The sequence below is a fragment of the Rhizobium sp. ARZ01 genome, assembly GCF_014851675.1.
In the GTDB taxonomy this organism is placed as follows: Bacteria; Pseudomonadota; Alphaproteobacteria; order Rhizobiales; family Rhizobiaceae; genus Mycoplana.
In genome coordinates, this window is the sequence record NZ_JACVAE010000001.1 from 2,629,486 (window position 1) to 2,645,980 (window position 16,495).

At 56.3% G+C, this 16,495-nt stretch carries 14 protein-coding genes and 1 other RNA gene; 9 read left to right on the top strand and 6 right to left on the bottom strand.

Translation table 11 applies throughout. The features are described from left to right. Nucleotides 1-437: 437 nt before the first annotated feature. Entirely contained in the window at nt 438-1,067 is a 630-nt protein-coding gene (locus IB238_RS12530; protein WP_192246660.1) for a recombinase family protein, read from the top strand. Between the two features lie 566 nt (nt 1,068-1,633). Here IB238_RS12530 and IB238_RS12535 read toward each other — a convergent pair. Then, on the bottom strand, nt 1,634-2,869 hold the full coding sequence (locus tag IB238_RS12535) for a hypothetical protein (protein ID WP_192246662.1): 1,236 nt from the start codon (nt 2,867-2,869) through the stop codon (nt 1,634-1,636). Between the two features lie 308 nt (nt 2,870-3,177). On the opposite strand from IB238_RS12535, the gene IB238_RS12540 reads away from it, so the two are divergent. After that, entirely contained in the window at nt 3,178-3,489 is a 312-nt protein-coding gene (locus IB238_RS12540) for a succinoglycan biosynthesis protein exoi (RefSeq protein WP_192246664.1), read from the top strand. Between the two features lie 5 nt (nt 3,490-3,494). Here the strand turns inward: IB238_RS12540 and IB238_RS12545 are convergent, their stop codons facing one another. Beyond that, the gene (locus tag IB238_RS12545; RefSeq protein WP_192246666.1) at nt 3,495-4,118 is read right to left on the bottom strand and encodes a hypothetical protein; all 624 of its coding nucleotides are present in this window, start codon (nt 4,116-4,118) and stop codon (nt 3,495-3,497) included. Between the two features lie 274 nt (nt 4,119-4,392). Here IB238_RS12545 and IB238_RS12550 point away from each other — a divergent pair, with 274 nt between their 5' ends. The 3 genes from IB238_RS12550 to IB238_RS12560 all read left to right on the top strand — a co-directional run bounded on the left by IB238_RS12550 (nt 4,393) and on the right by IB238_RS12560 (nt 7,108). Then, a complete protein-coding gene (locus IB238_RS12550) occupies nt 4,393-5,235 on the top strand; it encodes a hypothetical protein (protein WP_192246668.1) in 843 nt (280 codons plus the stop codon). Nucleotides 5,236-5,334: 99 nt separating this feature from the next. Further along, nucleotides 5,335-6,030, top strand: a complete 696-nt coding sequence (locus IB238_RS12555) for a hypothetical protein (RefSeq protein WP_192246670.1) — start codon at nt 5,335-5,337, stop codon at nt 6,028-6,030. A gap of 1 nt (nt 6,031) precedes the next feature. Then, complete coding sequence (locus IB238_RS12560) at nt 6,032-7,108, top strand: XRE family transcriptional regulator (protein WP_192246673.1); 1,077 nt, start codon at nt 6,032-6,034, stop codon at nt 7,106-7,108. Between the two features lie 58 nt (nt 7,109-7,166). Here the strand turns inward: IB238_RS12560 and IB238_RS12565 are convergent, their stop codons facing one another. The 4 genes from IB238_RS12565 to IB238_RS12580 all read right to left on the bottom strand — a co-directional run bounded on the left by IB238_RS12565 (nt 7,167) and on the right by IB238_RS12580 (nt 10,185). Continuing rightward, on the bottom strand, nt 7,167-9,050 hold the full coding sequence (locus IB238_RS12565; RefSeq protein WP_192246675.1) for a site-specific integrase: 1,884 nt from the start codon (nt 9,048-9,050) through the stop codon (nt 7,167-7,169). A gap of 89 nt (nt 9,051-9,139) precedes the next feature. Then, a non-coding RNA gene (gene ssrS, locus IB238_RS12570) (6S RNA) lies at nt 9,140-9,299 on the bottom strand. A 198-nt stretch (nt 9,300-9,497) separates the two neighbouring features. Then, a complete protein-coding gene (locus tag IB238_RS12575) occupies nt 9,498-9,869 on the bottom strand; it encodes a cell division protein ZapA (RefSeq protein WP_192246677.1) in 372 nt (123 codons plus the stop codon). 43 nt (nt 9,870-9,912) lie between these two features. Then, nucleotides 9,913-10,185 (bottom strand): DUF4164 domain-containing protein, encoded by a 273-nt coding sequence (locus tag IB238_RS12580; protein WP_192246679.1) that lies wholly within the window; start codon nt 10,183-10,185, stop codon nt 9,913-9,915. A 333-nt stretch (nt 10,186-10,518) separates the two neighbouring features. On the opposite strand from IB238_RS12580, the gene tkt reads away from it, so the two are divergent. From tkt to IB238_RS12600, 4 genes are all read left to right on the top strand, one after another. Then, complete coding sequence (gene tkt / locus IB238_RS12585; protein WP_192246681.1) at nt 10,519-12,501, top strand: transketolase; 1,983 nt, start codon at nt 10,519-10,521, stop codon at nt 12,499-12,501. A gap of 71 nt (nt 12,502-12,572) precedes the next feature. After that, nucleotides 12,573-13,574 carry a type I glyceraldehyde-3-phosphate dehydrogenase gene (gap, locus tag IB238_RS12590; protein ID WP_192246683.1) on the top strand — a complete coding sequence of 334 codons (1,002 nt, stop codon included), beginning with the start codon at nt 12,573-12,575 and terminating at the stop codon, nt 13,572-13,574. Between the two features lie 202 nt (nt 13,575-13,776). Then, nucleotides 13,777-14,973: a phosphoglycerate kinase gene (locus IB238_RS12595; RefSeq protein ID WP_192246685.1), complete on the top strand. Its 1,197-nt coding sequence runs from the start codon at nt 13,777-13,779 to the stop codon at nt 14,971-14,973. Between the two features lie 386 nt (nt 14,974-15,359). Next, nucleotides 15,360-16,385, top strand: a complete 1,026-nt coding sequence (locus tag IB238_RS12600) for a class I fructose-bisphosphate aldolase (RefSeq protein ID WP_192246687.1) — start codon at nt 15,360-15,362, stop codon at nt 16,383-16,385. Nucleotides 16,386-16,495: the final 110 nt, after the last annotated feature.

Consider the following 16,495-nt stretch of genomic DNA (forward strand, 5'->3'; position numbering starts at 1 on the left):
CCTGCTGGTATGAGACGGGATGTTCTCGTCTTTAATTTGCGATGTCACGACTCCCTATAGGAATCTTATAGAGTAATGTGACAAGGGAAATATCCTGTTCTTAGACCAGCCGCCCCGCCATCGGTAATGGTCATCGTTGTCTATCCAATCAACTTGTTAAATCCAGTTAAATGGGCGAAGCCCATGCGCGAAGCGCATTGTGACCATTGGCAGTTAATCCCTAATCGAACCACTGCCGATCCTGTCCCCTGTCATTGCCGCTCGATGTCGCCCGGTTATGGCGTCTCGATTGCCGGTTCATTATGAGCACACTTCCCCTGAACCACTCGACATCAATCGGCATCGCCCGGTATTCCAGCAGCATTGACGGTTCAGCAAGGATGGTTTACATCTGATTTCAAGTAAACCGATCTGAACTAAACCGAAAGGGATTTCACATGCTGGCAAGGATGTATCTTAGAGCATCGACCGACGAACAGGACGCAACGCGAGCACGACAGGAACTTGAAGACTTTGCAGCCGAACGCGGCTTGACGATTGTCGCGACCTATATCGAGAACGAAAGCGGGGCGAAGTTGCAGCGCCCGGAACTGTTCCGCCTTCTGTCCGATAGCCGCCCGGGCGATGTCCTGCTGATCGAACAGGTTGACCGCCTGTCGAGGTTGACCGAAGCCGACTGGCAAAAGCTTCTTGCGGAAATCGAGACCAAGGAAGTTCGCATTGTCGCTGGCGATCTGCCTACATCGTGGATGCTCGCCAGCCCAACGGACGCATTCACCGGGCGCATGTTCAAAGCCATCAACGGCATGCTTCTTGACGTGCTCGCTGCCGTCGCCCGCAAGGACTACGATGACCGTAGACGGCGACAGGCACAAGGGCAGGCACGCGCTAAAGCCGAAGGGCGATACAAGGGTAAGCAGGAAGACGTGAAGCGGAACAAGGGCATTGAAGACATGCTGAAGGAAGGCAAGTCCTACACCCAAATACAGGACGTTACGAAGGCTTCCCGGGCGACCGTGGCGAAGATTGCCAAGCGGATGAAGGATCGCGCTACAGAAGCCGCCTGAACCTGCCTGTATCGAGCCATATCAACGGGGCAGCGCCGAAAGGTGCCGCCCCTTTTTCATGCCCAATGCTCGGGTTCTGTTCTGTTGCAAAAATCCAACACTGTTTGGGTGGAATTTCCGGGGCAGTGTGAGCGCCGAGGTGCAAAACGTCACAATGGCAAGATCAATCGCAAGAATGCCTACCGTCGATGCCAATCATTCCTTGAATGCCTCGTAGGTGACATATAGGTCAGAGTCTATCGGCTCCACGAATACGTCGACGCGCATAAGAAACGTCATTGCTCCACTATCGACACAATAGTGCCCGGTAGCATTGTCGCTCTTTGTGCCTCTCCAAGTTACTCTCTTCGATATTTTGGCAGAAGCAGGGGAATCATCTCTTTTTTTTAGGTCAAAACATACACCGTAGGAGCAGTAAAAGCCACTACATAGGTTTCCCCAGACGACTCTATTTTCACCCAAATAAACCAATGTCTTCACTGGAACAGTCTCAACAGCCAATGCTTGCGCAGCCAATGAGGTTCCGATCAGAATTCCAGATGATAAAGCTATAAAAGTGTTCGGTTTCATTTTGGCGCTTCATCCATCATCCGTTGAATTCGTTCTGCCTCCCGTCCTTCTTTCTCAAGTTCGTCTAAAGTAGCCACGGCACTATCGTGTATATTCTGCGCTTGTTGCATATTTTCTTGCATTCTCGCTATTATGGCATCGGCATCTTTTCCTAAATTGCTGTCAAGTAGTTTTGCCTCGGTAGCCAAATTTATCACGTCTTGCGATAGCTTTTTCATTTCTGGTGTTCGATCTATAGCGTTCCTATTGTCCTGATACTTGTCGGTTGGGCTATTAATATTTCCCTGATTGCCAGCCACGAATGTGATTGCGACGTCTTTTGCTTTCGCTGCTTGATCAAATAGTTCTTTCGCCTTTTTCTCGCGAAGAGATTTTGCGGCTTCAACCGCCCTTTCTACTTGTCTAATCGACGTTAATACGAATTCGTAGTCCAGAATCTGTATGTGAGGTCGCCTGTCGAAAATGACGCCAGCGTTGGGCAGTTGAGGAGTTGGGGGGATGGATTTAAACATATTTTCAGCGTCTGCTTTCGCAACATCTCTTTTGTCTGACTGCTTTAAATATGCTTCGATCTCTTCGCGTCTCTTCACTATGCATTGGTGAATCGTTTCGCAGTATGGGCGGTCCCTATCCCCCACCAAAAGGTGCCATTCCATGCTCGGTACGCTAATTCTTCGGATTTGGGCCTCGATTTCATTTTGGGTCAGCTGCGGATTGATATTGGCTGCACATTTTATAATTGCAGCTCTTATTAGCAGATCGCTATAGGCTACAAGTACATCCGTTGATTTTATCTCCGTGTTAATATTACCGCGCATTGCGTCTATCGAGTCCGAAAAATTTTGCGTGTAGTCTCCAATATGGGCTTCATTAAGTCCAGACCTGCCCGCTGTATAAAGAAGGTTTGATAAGCTTGTCTTTACCTCCTCTCCAATTATAGCGGCTGATCCAACAGCGGAACATTGAATCGCTGTAGCTCCAGACGAAATATTATCAGATAATATTTTATTTACTGTTTGGAGATATAATAATACGCTCTGGTCGATAAGTGGTTGCGCTTGCTTGAGCGTTTCCAAAAGAGCCTTTGAAACATCTTCCGGCAGTTGATCCAATAACTCTTTCGTCCCTTTGTCTAATCCAATTGAGATCGCATGGGAGATGACAGGAAAGCTAAAAAAGAAAGTGGAGAATATAAGGACGAATAGTTTTGCTTGCAGCCTACTTGGATGCATCTAACCCTCCCTCATATTATTAATAATAGCTACATTAGCATTAATGCAGCTATCAGCAAGTGCGAAACGTGTCGGGCTTGAACTCTTCATAGTTTGCCGAGATGCAGGCGATAGGTTCAAAACCTCCATTTTCATCGATTTTTAGGGTGTTGCGAGGGGCAATATAAATTGAGTTGCCGTTGCTCGACAAAAGAAAAGGGACGCTTCGATTGTCCTTTCGCATCAGTCATTCAATCAAAATCTACTAATGTTCAAAAGCGAGTATCAACACCATTGCGCTATTTTGGCGCGAAATTGGAGGATGCTCGATGCGCTATCGAAAGTTTCGCCAGCAGCAGCGTTCATTGATCAGGCAGGCACCCGGCATATTCGTTTTAGGTGGGCTTGCTGTAGCCGGGGCAGTTTATTCGGCTGACACCGGTATGATGTCATCTGTTGGTGCGCTTGCCAAAGGTTGCGACGTCAAGGGCAATATCAGCCTGAATGGCGGCGCACGCATTTATCATATGCCGGGACAGGAAGACTACGCGGCGACGAGGATCAGCCTGCAATACGGGGAACGGTGGTTCTGCACCGAAGCTGAAGCCGTTGCTGCCGGCTGGCGGAAGGCGAGGAATTAGGGACTTCATTTCTGGCAAATGGCGTCCATTTTCGTTTTGACGTTGCGTCGCAGGTCCGGATTGCCCGGGGTTTTGATAGCATCAATGAAGCGGTTGAACTCTTCGACAAGCCCTTGATGAAACGCATTCCGATTGATTCGGATTAGACCTTCGGAGAATTCCAACACCTTGCCGGAAATGCCAACCGCAATGAAGTCTGTGCTACCGCTGTGATGCAGGGCGCACCGTCCATTTTCATAAAGCTTGGTGGATTGGGCTTCTCTATCAGCCTCTACCGGCACGCTGTCTTGAAATGGCTTCCATGCGGGTAGAAAGCTTCGAAAGAGTTTTTTGCTTTCCCCATTGTGATCGGGGAGACCTTTGCGGAATCCTTCAATTGTCTCAATCACAAGGAAATCCAACGCGAGGATCGCAAAACCGTATGTGCGCCGGGATTTGCCTTCTTCTGCCTCTATCAGCGATTTAGCCGGTTCCAGAAAGCGCCCTTCAATCCGGTCTTTGAGAATGTCAGCCGCTTTCGTCCATTGCTTTTCATCGGGCTTGTCCGGATCGAGGTTCAGGTTTTGCCAATGTTGAGCCGTGTAGTTCGGACTAATCCATTGGCTTTTTGGACTCGGTTTCGTTTCCATACATCTCCCCGCTGCATAGGAGATCGGCACTCTATCCGAACGGGAACGAATGAGAAGAGCTTACCGGACATCATCCGACCTGAAAGACGAATAGCCCGGTCACGAGCAACGCCAGAAGCGCGGCAACAATTGGCAGGCGCACGACGTCGATCCTTGCAAATTGCATACGTTTTTGAGTTTCCGTATGGCAGAGGCAACACTCGTAGCGTTTGCTCAAATTTTACCAACTCAACCTAAGAAGGCATACGGTCTGAGTACTAGGGGGAGCGATTGTATGGCGAGAGAAATCTCAATTTCATTGAAGCTTGTGTATCGTGGCGGAGACGCGGATAAGGGACGCCTCGACCTCTATGATGGAGCGGACTCTATATTTGGCTTCGCTAAAGCCTTACAGATTGCAACCCATGCCTTTGTGAAAGAGTCCATTGCAAAGACCGCACCGTCAATGAAGGGGGCAAGAATCTATATGCAGCCCCCAGCGGCGGGGTCATTCATAGAACCGATTCAGGCTGTGATTTCTGACCCAACATTTATGGCTGGTGTTGGTACTGGCGTCGTGACAAACGCATTTTATGACTTCCTCAAAATAGCCTTGGGGCGTGCAGCGGGTTTGGTATTCGAACCAGAAACCCCCACCGTCAAACGGCGCCTTGAGAAGGATGAACCATTTTTCGATGAGTTAGCTGATGTCTTAGAGGGACCGCTAAGAGAAGCTCACCGTACAATCGAAGAGTCCGGCGGTACTGTTTCTATTGATCGGCCCCGCTCAACGTTATTAACCTTTGACCATGAAACATTGGATTGGGTGAAAACACGAGAAGAGGATGAAGCTTCGGCTTTCAGACTCGGGACCGTAACGCGCTTCAATATTCTTTCCCACAACGGTAGGATGTTCGACAAAACAGAAAATAGAACTATTCCATTTAAGCGAGGAGAGACACTAAACGGATCGTCGGTACTTTTGCTTAGTAAGTCTCTTGATGACGCCAACAATAGGCTTCCGGGGCTGCTAGAGTTTCAAGTGAAGCCCGTGCGCTCCGCGAGGGGAGTAATCAAGCGATTCATTTTATCCTCGTGCCGGAAACCAGGTTCGTTGGGTCCCGCGCATTCTCTTTAGTGCACGCCACGTGAGTGTGGACTAACTCTTCCAAATTCGCGCCGCTACATGCCGACCGTTGACATGTTCATTTTTTTTCCCACAATTGAGGGATGAAAAATGAACATGGGGTCGATTCGCGTGGCTGTCGTTGTGAAGACTTTTCCCGAGATGGTAAGCCGACTGGAAGTGAAGCGAACTTCTAGAGAGGCGCTTTTGGAGGTGGTTGACGCCGTTGTTGCGGCACGAGCCGATAGCACAGACTATGATCCTTATGGAACGCCAGGATGGCGCGGCTGGCAGATGGGCACGCGTCGATGCCGCGAGATGCACGTCGGCTTGGATGGTTGGGTGAAGGATGACGCAGATCAGGTCCCATCGATTGTAAATCGCGAGATCGGTCTTCGGATCATTGTCTGTAATACCGACGACGGTACTTGCGTAGATGATCCTTCACGCAGTGGCCCCCAAAATCGGTCAAAAAAAGGGGCAGCAACAGATCGTGCGGTCAGTGGCAACCAAGGCTCCTTTCTAGATATTCTGGAAGCGTCGGTTTCTGAGAATGTTGTTGCGATAGCGTCGAAGCGGAAATCGCCTCCGCCCATCGTTACCTATTATCTTTGCGTATTTGCTGACGGTGATGACATCCGGGCTGAACTCTCTTGCCCCTCTTCCGTGAACAGTGGGTATTTTGAGCATTTCAGCGAGCGGATATTTATTCTAGGAGGAGAGGCAGAGCCACCCCTACCTGTGCGTCGAAAGAAAGACGACAATGACGATGGTTCGGACTATCCGATAACCGTCAAGAGAAAATGAGATGAAGCCATTCAATGCCACTCGGCTTAGCATCGCCCGACAAAGGCGATTGCTGAACAAAAAAGGATTCGCGGACCTGATTGGTGTTACGGCACAAACCGTGACTCGTTGGGAACTTGGAGCCGTTATTCCAACTGCTGAAAACATTACAGCTTTTTCAAAGGCTTTAGGTTTTCCCGAAACCTTTTTCTATGGGGCAGATTTAGGCATTGCCAGCCCAGAGTTAGTTAGTTTCCGAAGCCAAAAGGCGATGACTGCAGCGGTAAGAGACGCCGCCCTTGCGGCGGGGTCTATTGGATTTTTGATTTCAGATTGGGTTGATCAACGATTTGAACTGTCAGAAATTCACGTACCGGACCTGTCCGCATTGGACCCCGAAACTGCCGCGATAATGTTACGCCAGCAGTGGTCCATCGGGGAACAACCAATTTCCAATATGATCCACCTTCTTGAATCAAATGGTGTTCGCGTGTTTTCGCTCGCCGAAAATTCCACACGCGTGAATGCATTTTCGTTGTGGCGCGACGAAAAGCCGTATGTGTTCCTAAATACGATGAAAACTGCGGAGAGCAGTCGATTTGATGCTGCCCACGAACTGGGACACCTAGTCCTGCATCAGGATGGAAAGACCACCGGGCGAAAGGCGGAGGAGGAGGCTAACCAGTTTGCATCGGCGCTCCTCATGCCTCGCGCTGATCTCCTAGCCCACGGGATGCGTACTATATCTTCCTTGAACCAGCTTATCACCGCTAAAAAAAGGTGGAAGGTGTCGGTCGCGGCACTGAGCTATCGAATCCACAAGCTCGGATATATTTCAGACTGGAAATATCGGGATTTCTGCATTCAAATCGCAACCCGATTTAAACGATCAGAGCCAGACGGCATTGAAAGAGAACAATCTGTGGTGTGGCGCAGAGTCATGCGATCACTGTGGGCGGAGAAGGTCACACAGTTCGATATTGCACGAGAACTAGATGTGCCCGTTGAGGAGATTGACACTCTAGTGTTTGGTATCGTCAACCAACCGCTGGCTGCCATACCGACGCAACGCAGTACTCTGAAGCTTGTTTCAGGGTAATCGCGATGGTGAACGCAATATAGCATAGTCGCTGTCCGTGTTTACATTAAATGGATAACTAATCCTGTCGGGTGCGCTGCTCGACTGATTTATGCCATTTCTTGAAAGGCTGAATGGTTGTGAGATCGAGGCCCTCATAACGGATGGACCGTATTCCGTCGTTCAATGCTGAAAGTCCGTATCCCTCTCCGTACACACCACGACTTCCCTTTTGCGCATGCCCCTGGAGCTGATCCATGATTGCACTGTCAACTCGGCTGTCGCGGCAAGCTTGTTCAAACGAATGCCTGAGTGAGTGCCAAACTTTCTTTTTTCCCTTGATACCGGCAACATTCAGCAACCTGTTGAACATTTTGGACGCGTGCCGATGTCGCTGAATGGCAGGTCCAATTTCGATGTCCGGAAATAGCCTTTCCCGCTCGGCGACGGTCGCGACAAATTCCAAGAACCCAAGGCTTATAAGGCTCGGATGAACCGGAATGCGACGGACGGAAGCTTCGTTCTTTACTCGTTTGCCAGTACGCTCTTCGTTGTCATTGTTGATGTCGATAAACCAGATGTCGCGCTCACAGCCAACGTCCTCGCGGTAAAGCTGGACTGCTTCCATCAGCCTTGCGCCAGAGAAAATCGCCAATAACGGCACCCAAAAGCGTCCGGTATGGTGCATGGCGACCGGCCCCGGCTTAAGCCATTCGTTTTCACACTTTACGCCAGTGAATACGGGCTGCTGAAACAGCCTCCGTAGATCAGCAATGTTGAGGTTCAGCCTCTTCGATCGCTTATCACCTCCCGCCGAGGGGGGAGGAATCAAAGGCTGCACGACGTTTGACAAGCTCGCATCGTAGTGGGCTATTGCCCACTCGTACACGATGGACGCGGCGGTCATAATTTGGCGGACGCTCTCAACCGAGAGCCCCGGCATCCCCATCGATCTAGCCCGTTTGGCGATCTCAACCTTGTTCAGGTTCTCGAATTCCCTCTTGACGCGCGCGTTCGGTGGCAAGGCTGAAAGCGTTTGCTTCAGGAAGCGCATGTCGCTTTGTGAGTAGGCGTTCAAGGGCTTGTCGCCGATGATTTCCACGAACTGCCGAATTTGAGCGTAGCGTGCGATCTCGGTTTTGGCTGTCCATCCTTTTTCCTTTCCGACATCGGCAAAACACTCTTTGGCGATATTGGACATGAGAGGCAGACCATTCACTCCGAACCCATGAGCTACGGCAGGAGCGACCGCCATAGAAGGCTCCACAGCGGGCTCCGCGACCTTAAGCGTATTCGGCGAGGGAATAGGTGCGGGCTCCTGCTGCCAAGCCTCCAGAGCCTTCATTTCGGCGGCAATCATAACCTTGATCAAGGCGGCGCGATCTGGAGCGCTGATGTCTGGCGCGAGACGTGAGGCGGTAGCGTCATAGCTTGCGAAATTCCCCACCGCCCTTGCCAGCCTGATCGCAGCGAGACGTTGCTTGGTTCGTTGGCGATGGACAATGTCGAGGATCGCCAGCACATCGCCTTCCGCTGCGAGGCGGTCGAGATGCGGGCGGTCAACGTCGCAAGTGTCGAGACCGTGCAGATAAGCCCGCAAGTCCGCATGCGCCGCCTTGAAAGCCCCTGTCCTCACCGCGAACTCTTCCGCCTCAACGTCTTTGGCGAACTCAGACGCAACTCTCTTGACGTCAATCCTGCTCGGCTTTGACCCTGCGCCCGCCATCGCGGTCATTGCGCCATTCTTCAGACGTTCCGCATGCTCTCGCCGGAGCGTGGCGAACACTCCATCAACTTCCACGATGATGGCAGGCAACCGACGCACCGCTTCGCGCAAGTCTCGCGTGCCCAACGACCTTTGCGCAATTTGCCTGCCATACAATTGTCGGATGTCAGCGGGGACTTTAACCCGGTGGTAAAAGTAGCCGTTCGAGTGCAGATAAAGGCGGTATTGAATTGACATGTCTCGACCGGTCAATTTTGACACCGGTGTGAAAATCGGTGTCAAAAGTTTCGATACGAGCCGAAAACATTGAAATCAAAGGAATTGAAGCGCGATCCACGACGACCGATGGCGTGTGTACGATCCCGGGTGCCTACAAAGTAGGTGGGCGCCGTATATCCAGACCCACGGGTCCAGTCAGGGACAGCTCCCTTGAGATCGTGTATGGCCCCGGGGATTGTGATTACCTGTCGGGAAGCGCAGACCGCATCTTAGATATAGGACGAAAGTCGGCCATCCGCCAGCGCGATTTCGATCGGTTCGCGGCTATATTGCCTGGATAATCATTCTATGCAGCCGGTGCCTTGCGAATTCCGCGTCGGCGGCCCGAGGCGACACAGACCCGCCAGTTGGCGTGACTGCGAAGCAAGAAGCGCCCGAACAACAAAACCACTACGGCCGGCCCGCTTAATTGACTGCCGGCCGGCCCGTAAGCTTCGCCGTCATCCCCTGAATCTGGTTCGTCAGTTCGCCGAGCGCCTGGGCGATGGCCTCCTCGTCGCGCGACACGCCCGCCATGACGCTTTCCCGGCCTCGCCGCAATTCCTCGGCCTCGACCTCCAGCGCCCCTAGCCGCCGCGTGATTTCACTGAGTTCGTCCATCACCATGATGCCAGCCATGACGGTGAGGCGCAGGTCACCGATCTCGCCGAACTGGCTCTTGAGATGCCCCACATAGCGATCGAAGCCCGAGGCAAGGTCGGTCAGGTGATCTTCCTGCCCCTCCTCGCAGGCCATCCGATAGGCCTTGCCGTCAATCAATACCGTTACTTGCGCCATCGGGGATTCCCGTATTTCTGGAGGGTATCGTTGCGCGCGGCCGTCAGCGGTCGAGCACCGCCCTGATCGTTTCCATAGCAGTCACCAGCCGGCGGGAGACCTCGCGATTGACCTCCTCGAGGCGGTTCGCCCGGAATTCCGACTGATCCAGTTCCTGAGCCAGACGGGAGCGGTCGGTATTGACGCGGCGAACCTCGTTCTCGATTTCGCCGTGATCCCGCTCACGGTCGAAGCGCATCTCCAGCGCGTTGTCGAGGCTCGTCAAAGCCTTACGCAACTGTTCGATCGCCGTTTTGACTGTCTCTCCTGCCGCCATAACGCCTTCACCGGCACGTTAAAGTGTAAGGGGCGAATCGCTGTGCATGCCGCCTGCTTCAAGTTCTTGACACTATTCAACACTGAGCGCCACCGTCAACCGCGCGACAAAGCGGGGCGTAGGTTCGGCTGTGGATGAGGTTTTTGCAATGCAACAGATCGGTCGCGACCCAGCCTTCCGGCCCTGCCTTTTCTGCCGGCAAAATTGCCGCAAAAGGCGGCGATAGCGGCTCAATTCGTTGACTCCCGCACCGCACCTGCTATGTGTCAGCCGCTCTCTGCCCGGTGACCGAAATGGCGCCGGCCCCGACACCCCGATTGATTTGGAACAGTCATGATCTCTCGCGAAAAACACGACCGGATGGCGAACGCTATTCGCTTCCTCTCCATGGATGCCGTGGAGAAGGCAAATTCCGGCCACCCCGGCCTGCCGATGGGTGCTGCGGACATCGCAACGGTCCTTTTCACCCGCTTCATGACCTTCGATCCGAAGGCGCCGTCCTGGCCGAACCGCGACCGTTTCGTGCTGTCGGCCGGCCACGGCTCGATGCTGCTCTATTCGCTCCTCTACCTCACCGGCTATGAGGACATCACGATCGACGAGATCAAGAACTTCCGTCAGCTGGGCGCCAAGACCGCCGGCCATCCTGAGTACGGCCACGCCGCCGGCATCGAGACGACGACCGGTCCGCTCGGCCAGGGCATTGCCAACGCCGTCGGCATGGCGATCGCCGAGCGCAAACTGCGTGACGAATTCGGTTCCGACCTGATGGAGCACTACACCTATGTGCTCGCCGGCGACGGCTGCCTCATGGAAGGCATCAGCCAGGAAGCGATCTCGCTCGCCGGTCACCTGAAGCTGAACAAGCTCATCGTCTTCTGGGACGACAACAACATCTCGATCGACGGCCCGATCTCGATCGCCGACAGCACCGACCAGCACGCCCGCTTCCGTGCCTCCGGCTGGAACACCATCGCCGTCGACGGCCATGATCCGGACGCAATCGCGGCCGCCATCGAACAGGCGCAGAAGTCCGACAAGCCGACCATGATCGCCTGCAAGACGACGATCGGTTTCGGCGCGCCCAACAAGGCCGGCACCCACAAGGTTCACGGCTCGCCGCTCGGCGCCGACGAGATCGCCGCCACCCGTAAGGCGCTGAACTGGGAATCCGAAGCCTTCGTCGTTCCCTCCGACGTGCTGGACGCGTGGCGTCTCGCCGGCCTGCGCTCCACCAAGGCGCATAAGGAGTGGGAAGCCCGCCTGGAAAGCACCGAGGCCGAGAAGAAGGCGCAGTTCACCCGCCGCTTCGCCGGCAAGCTCGAAAGCGGCCTGAATTCGGCGATTCTCGACTATAAGAAGAAGCTGGCCGAAACCAAGCCTTCGCCAGCAACTCGCAAGGCCTCCGAGGATGCGCTCGAAGTCATCAACGGCGTCTTGAAGGAAACGATCGGCGGCTCGGCCGACCTGACCGGTTCCAACAACACCAAGACCAGCCAGACCGCCTCGATCACGCCTGACGACTTCTCCGGCCGCTACATCCACTGGGGCGTGCGCGAGCACGGCATGGCGGCTGCGATGAACGGCATGGCGCTGCACGGCGGCCTGATCCCGTATTCCGGCGGCTTCCTGATCTTCTCGGACTACTGCCGTCCGTCGATCCGTCTGGCCGCGCTGATGGGCATCCGCGTCATCCACGTCCTGACCCATGACTCGATCGGTCTTGGCGAAGACGGCCCGACGCACCAGCCGGTCGAGCACATGGCAGCACTTCGCGCCATCCCGAACCTGTTGATGTTCCGCCCGGCCGACGCCACCGAGACGGCCGAGTGCTGGCAGCTGGCGCTTGAAAACAAGCACCGTCCGTCCGGCCTGGCGCTGACGCGCCAGAACCTGATGGCCGTGCGCACCGAGTTCGAGGAGCAGAACCTCTGCGCCAAGGGGGCCTACGACCTGATCTCCGCCGCCGACGCCAAGGTGACGATCTTCGCCACTGGCTCTGAGGTCGAGATCGCCGTTAAGGCCTGCGAGACGTTGACAGCCCAGGGCATCTCCACCCGGGTCGTATCCGTCCCCTGCTTCGAGTTGTTCTACGAGCAGCCGGAAGAGTACCAGAAGGCGATCATCGGCAATTCGCCGGTCAAGATCGCCGTCGAGGCCGGTATCCGCCAGGGCTGGGACCACATCATCGGCTCTGACGGCACCTTCATCGGCATGAGCACCTTCGGCGCCTCCGGTCCCTACAAGGAACTCTACAAGCATTTCGGCATCACGCCCGAAGCGGTGGTCGCCGCAGCGGAAGCCAAGCTGGCCTGATCTTCGGCCGGCGCGCATAACCTGCGCGCCGGCCTTTTTGCATACCAACGTTTGACAGGGAGAGACCTGAAATGACCGTAAAAGTTGCCATCAATGGCTTCGGCCGCATCGGCCGCAACGTGCTTCGCGCCATCATCGAATCCGGCCGCACCGACATCGAAGTCGTCGCGCTGAACGACCTCGGCCCGGTCGAGACCAACGCTCACCTGCTCCGCTACGACTCGGTCCACGGCAAGTTCCCACACACCGTCACCGTCGATGGCGACACCATCAACGTCGGCCGCGGCCCGATCCGCGTCACCGCCATCCGCGACCCGAAGGAACTGCCCTGGGGCGACGTGGACATCGCGCTGGAATGCACCGGCCTCTTCACGACCAAGGAAAAGGCATCCGCTCACCTTGCCAATGGCTCCAAGCGCGTCATCGTCTCGGCTCCGTGCGACAACGCTGACAAGACGATCGTCTACGGCGTCAACCACAACACGCTGACCAAGGACGATCTGGTCATCTCCAACGCGTCCTGCACGACGAACTGCCTGGCGCCGGTTGCCTACGTGCTCGACAAGGCCTTCGGCATCGAGAAGGGCTACATGACGACGGTTCATTCCTACACGGGTGACCAGCCGACCCTCGACACCATGCACAAGGACCTCTACCGGGCCCGCGCCGCAGCGCTGTCGATGATCCCGACCTCCACCGGTGCGGCCAAGGCCGTCGGTCTCGTACTGCCGCAACTGAAAGGCAAGCTCGACGGTTCGGCGATCCGCGTGCCGACCCCGAACGTCTCGGTCGTCGACCTGAAGTTCGTGCCGAAGCGCAACGTCACGGCTGACGAAGTCAATGCTGCCATCAAGGCCGCCGCCGAAGGCGAGCTGAAGGGCATCCTCGACTACGTCACCGGCCCGCTCGTCTCGATCGACTTTAACCACGACAGCCATTCGTCGAGCTTCGCCGCCGACCAGACCAAGGTGCTGGACGGCAACCTCGTCCGCGTCCTCTCCTGGTACGACAACGAGTGGGGCTTCTCGAACCGCATGTCGGACACGGCTGTCGCGCTCGGCAAGCTGATCTAGGCACGACAAAGGGCACCCGGGCAGCGATGTCCGGGTGTCGATGACAAAAACGCTCGGTACGGAGGCGCAACCTATCCTCCCGTCACCCCGAATGTCCTGCCGTTTGGATTGAAGGCAGGATATGCAAAATTCATATTTATGAGCGCAGACCTTGCGCGTTCGGCGCGCGGCGCTTCAGGCCCAGAATTCGAGGAGCGGTGCCATGACCTTCAAGACCCTAGACGACCTCAACGACATCACGGGCAAGCGCGTTCTCGTCCGCGTCGACCTCAATGTTCCCGTCAAGGACGGCAAGGTCACCGACGCCACCCGCATCGAGCGCGTCGCTCCCACCATCCTCGAACTGTCGAAGAAGGGTGCAAAGGTCGTCCTGCTCGCCCATTTCGGTCGCCCGAAGGGTGAAGTGGTCGCAGACCAGTCGCTCGCCCAGATCGTCCCGGCCGTCAAGGACGTGCTCGGCCAGCCGGTCGCCGTCGGTGTAGACTGCATCGGCGACAAGGCGAAGGCTGCCATCGACGCGCTGAAGGACGGCGGCATCCTGCTTCTGGAAAACACCCGCTTCCACAAGGGTGAGGAAAAGAACGATCCCGCGTTCACCAAGGCGCTCGCCGCCAACGGCGACATCTACGTCAACGACGCCTTCTCCGCCGCCCACCGTGCGCACGCCTCCACCGAAGGCCTTGCCCACCTGCTTCCGGCCTATGCCGGCCGCACCATGCAGGCCGAGCTTGAGGCGCTGGAAAAGGGCCTCGGCAATCCGAAGCGCCCAGTTGTGGCCATCGTCGGCGGCGCCAAGGTTTCCACCAAGATCGACCTCCTGATGAATCTGGTGAAGAAGGTCGATGCGCTCGTCATCGGCGGCGGTATGGCCAACACCTTCCTTGCCGCCCGCGGCACCAATGTCGGCAAGTCGCTCTGCGAACACGACCTCGCCGACACCGCCAAGCAGATCATGATCGAGGCTGCTACCGCCGGCTGCGCCATCATCCTGCCGGAAGACGGCGTCATCGCTCGGGAGTTCAAGGCGGGTGCCGACAACGAGACCGTTGCGATCGATGCAATCCCCGCCGACGCCATGGTGTTGGATGTCGGCCCGAAGTCGGTCGAGGCGGTGAACGCCTGGATTTCGCGCGCCTCGACGCTCGTGTGGAACGGCCCGCTCGGCGCCTTCGAAATCGCCCCCTTCGACGCGGCGACAGTTGCCGCTGCCAAGCACGCAGCGGCCCGCACGAAGGAAGGCGTGCTGATCTCGGTTGCCGGCGGCGGCGACACGGTAGCAGCCCTCAACCACGCCGGCGTTGCCGACGACTTCACCTATGTTTCGACCGCCGGCGGCGCCTTCCTCGAATGGATGGAAGGAAAGCCACTACCGGGCGTCGACGTCCTGCAGCAGAAGTAGGTTTCGGCTCGCTCTCAACAGTTCCGTCATTCCGTCCTCGGAACAAACCCGAGGACGGAAGCTCCTGTCTCCGTCATCCGGCCTTGAGCCGGGTTCCAGCCCGCGCCGCATCTGCGGCGCGAAGGACTCTTTCGCACTCAACGACTTGAGTGCGCTGGATGCCGGATCGCGTCCGGCATGACGGAGGAAAGGCCGAAGCCTCTCGCTAACGCCTGCCTCGCATCGCCCTTAAACAAGCACCTCTCTCTGCCCCCTCCACCCAATGGAGTGGGCCATTGTCGTTGACGCGGCCGATTGCCTGCCTGAAAATGTCCAAAACAGTAGTAAGGGCACTTGCTGCCCTTGAGGAGAAAAGAAGCAAAAAGCGCACACTTCGGGAGGAAGGCATGAAGGAAAGACTGGAAGACATTGCCGCCGCCATGGTCGCACCCGGCAAGGGGCTGCTCGCCGCCGACGAATCCACCGCCACCATCAAGAAGCGCCTCGACAGCATTGGGGTGGAATCCACCGAGACCTCCCGCCGGGACTATCGCCAGATGCTGTTTACCGCCGACGAGGCGATGCGTTCCTACATCTCTGGCGTCATCCTCTACGAGGAAACCTTGTTCCAGAAGACCGACGACGGCCGGCCGCTTGTCGAGATTATCAGGGCCGCAGGCGCGGTTCCCGGCATCAAGGTTGATGCCGGCGCGAAGCCCATGGCGAACTTCCCCGGGGAAACGATCACCGAGGGTCTTGATGGTCTGCGCGACCGGCTGGCAAAATACTATGAGGCTGGTGCACGCTTTGCCAAATGGCGCGCCGTCGTCGCCATCTCCGATACGCTGCCGAGCTACGGCGCGATCAAGGCCAATTCTCAGGCGCTCGCCCGCTACGCCGCCCTCTGCCAGGAGGCCGGCATCGTGCCGATCGTCGAGCCGGAGGTGCTGATGGACGGCGAACCGGGCACGCATACGATCGAACGTTCGCAGGAAGTGACCGAGGAAACCCTGCGCATCACGTTCGAGGAACTGGCCGACCAGCGCGTCCGTCTCGAAGGCATGATCCTGAAGCCCTCCATGGTCATCGACGGCAAGAAGGCTCGCAAGGCGTCCGTCCAGGAAGTCGCGGAGCGAACCGTCCGCGTGCTGAAACGCACCGTCCCCGCCGCCGTGCCCGGCATTGCCTTCCTTTCCGGCGGGCAGTCGACGGAAGAGGCGACCGCGCATCTTTCGGCCATCAACGCCATCGGCAGCCTGCCCTGGCGCGTCACTTTCTCCTATGGCCGCGCGCTGCAGGCCGAGGCGCTCGCCGCCTGGAGCGGCAAGCCGGAGAACGTCGCCGCCGGGCAGCGCGCCTTCATCCACCGTGCGAAGATGTGCAGCCTCGCGGCAAAAGGCGAGTGGAAGAAGGAACTGGAACAGGCAGCGTGATTTCGACAGGCCCGTCGTCAAACTGGCGAGATGCGTAAGCCGACCCTTGCGCTTCTGTTTCTTCGACCTACATCTCTGTTATCGTCAACGAACAGAAAGGAAGGTGATCC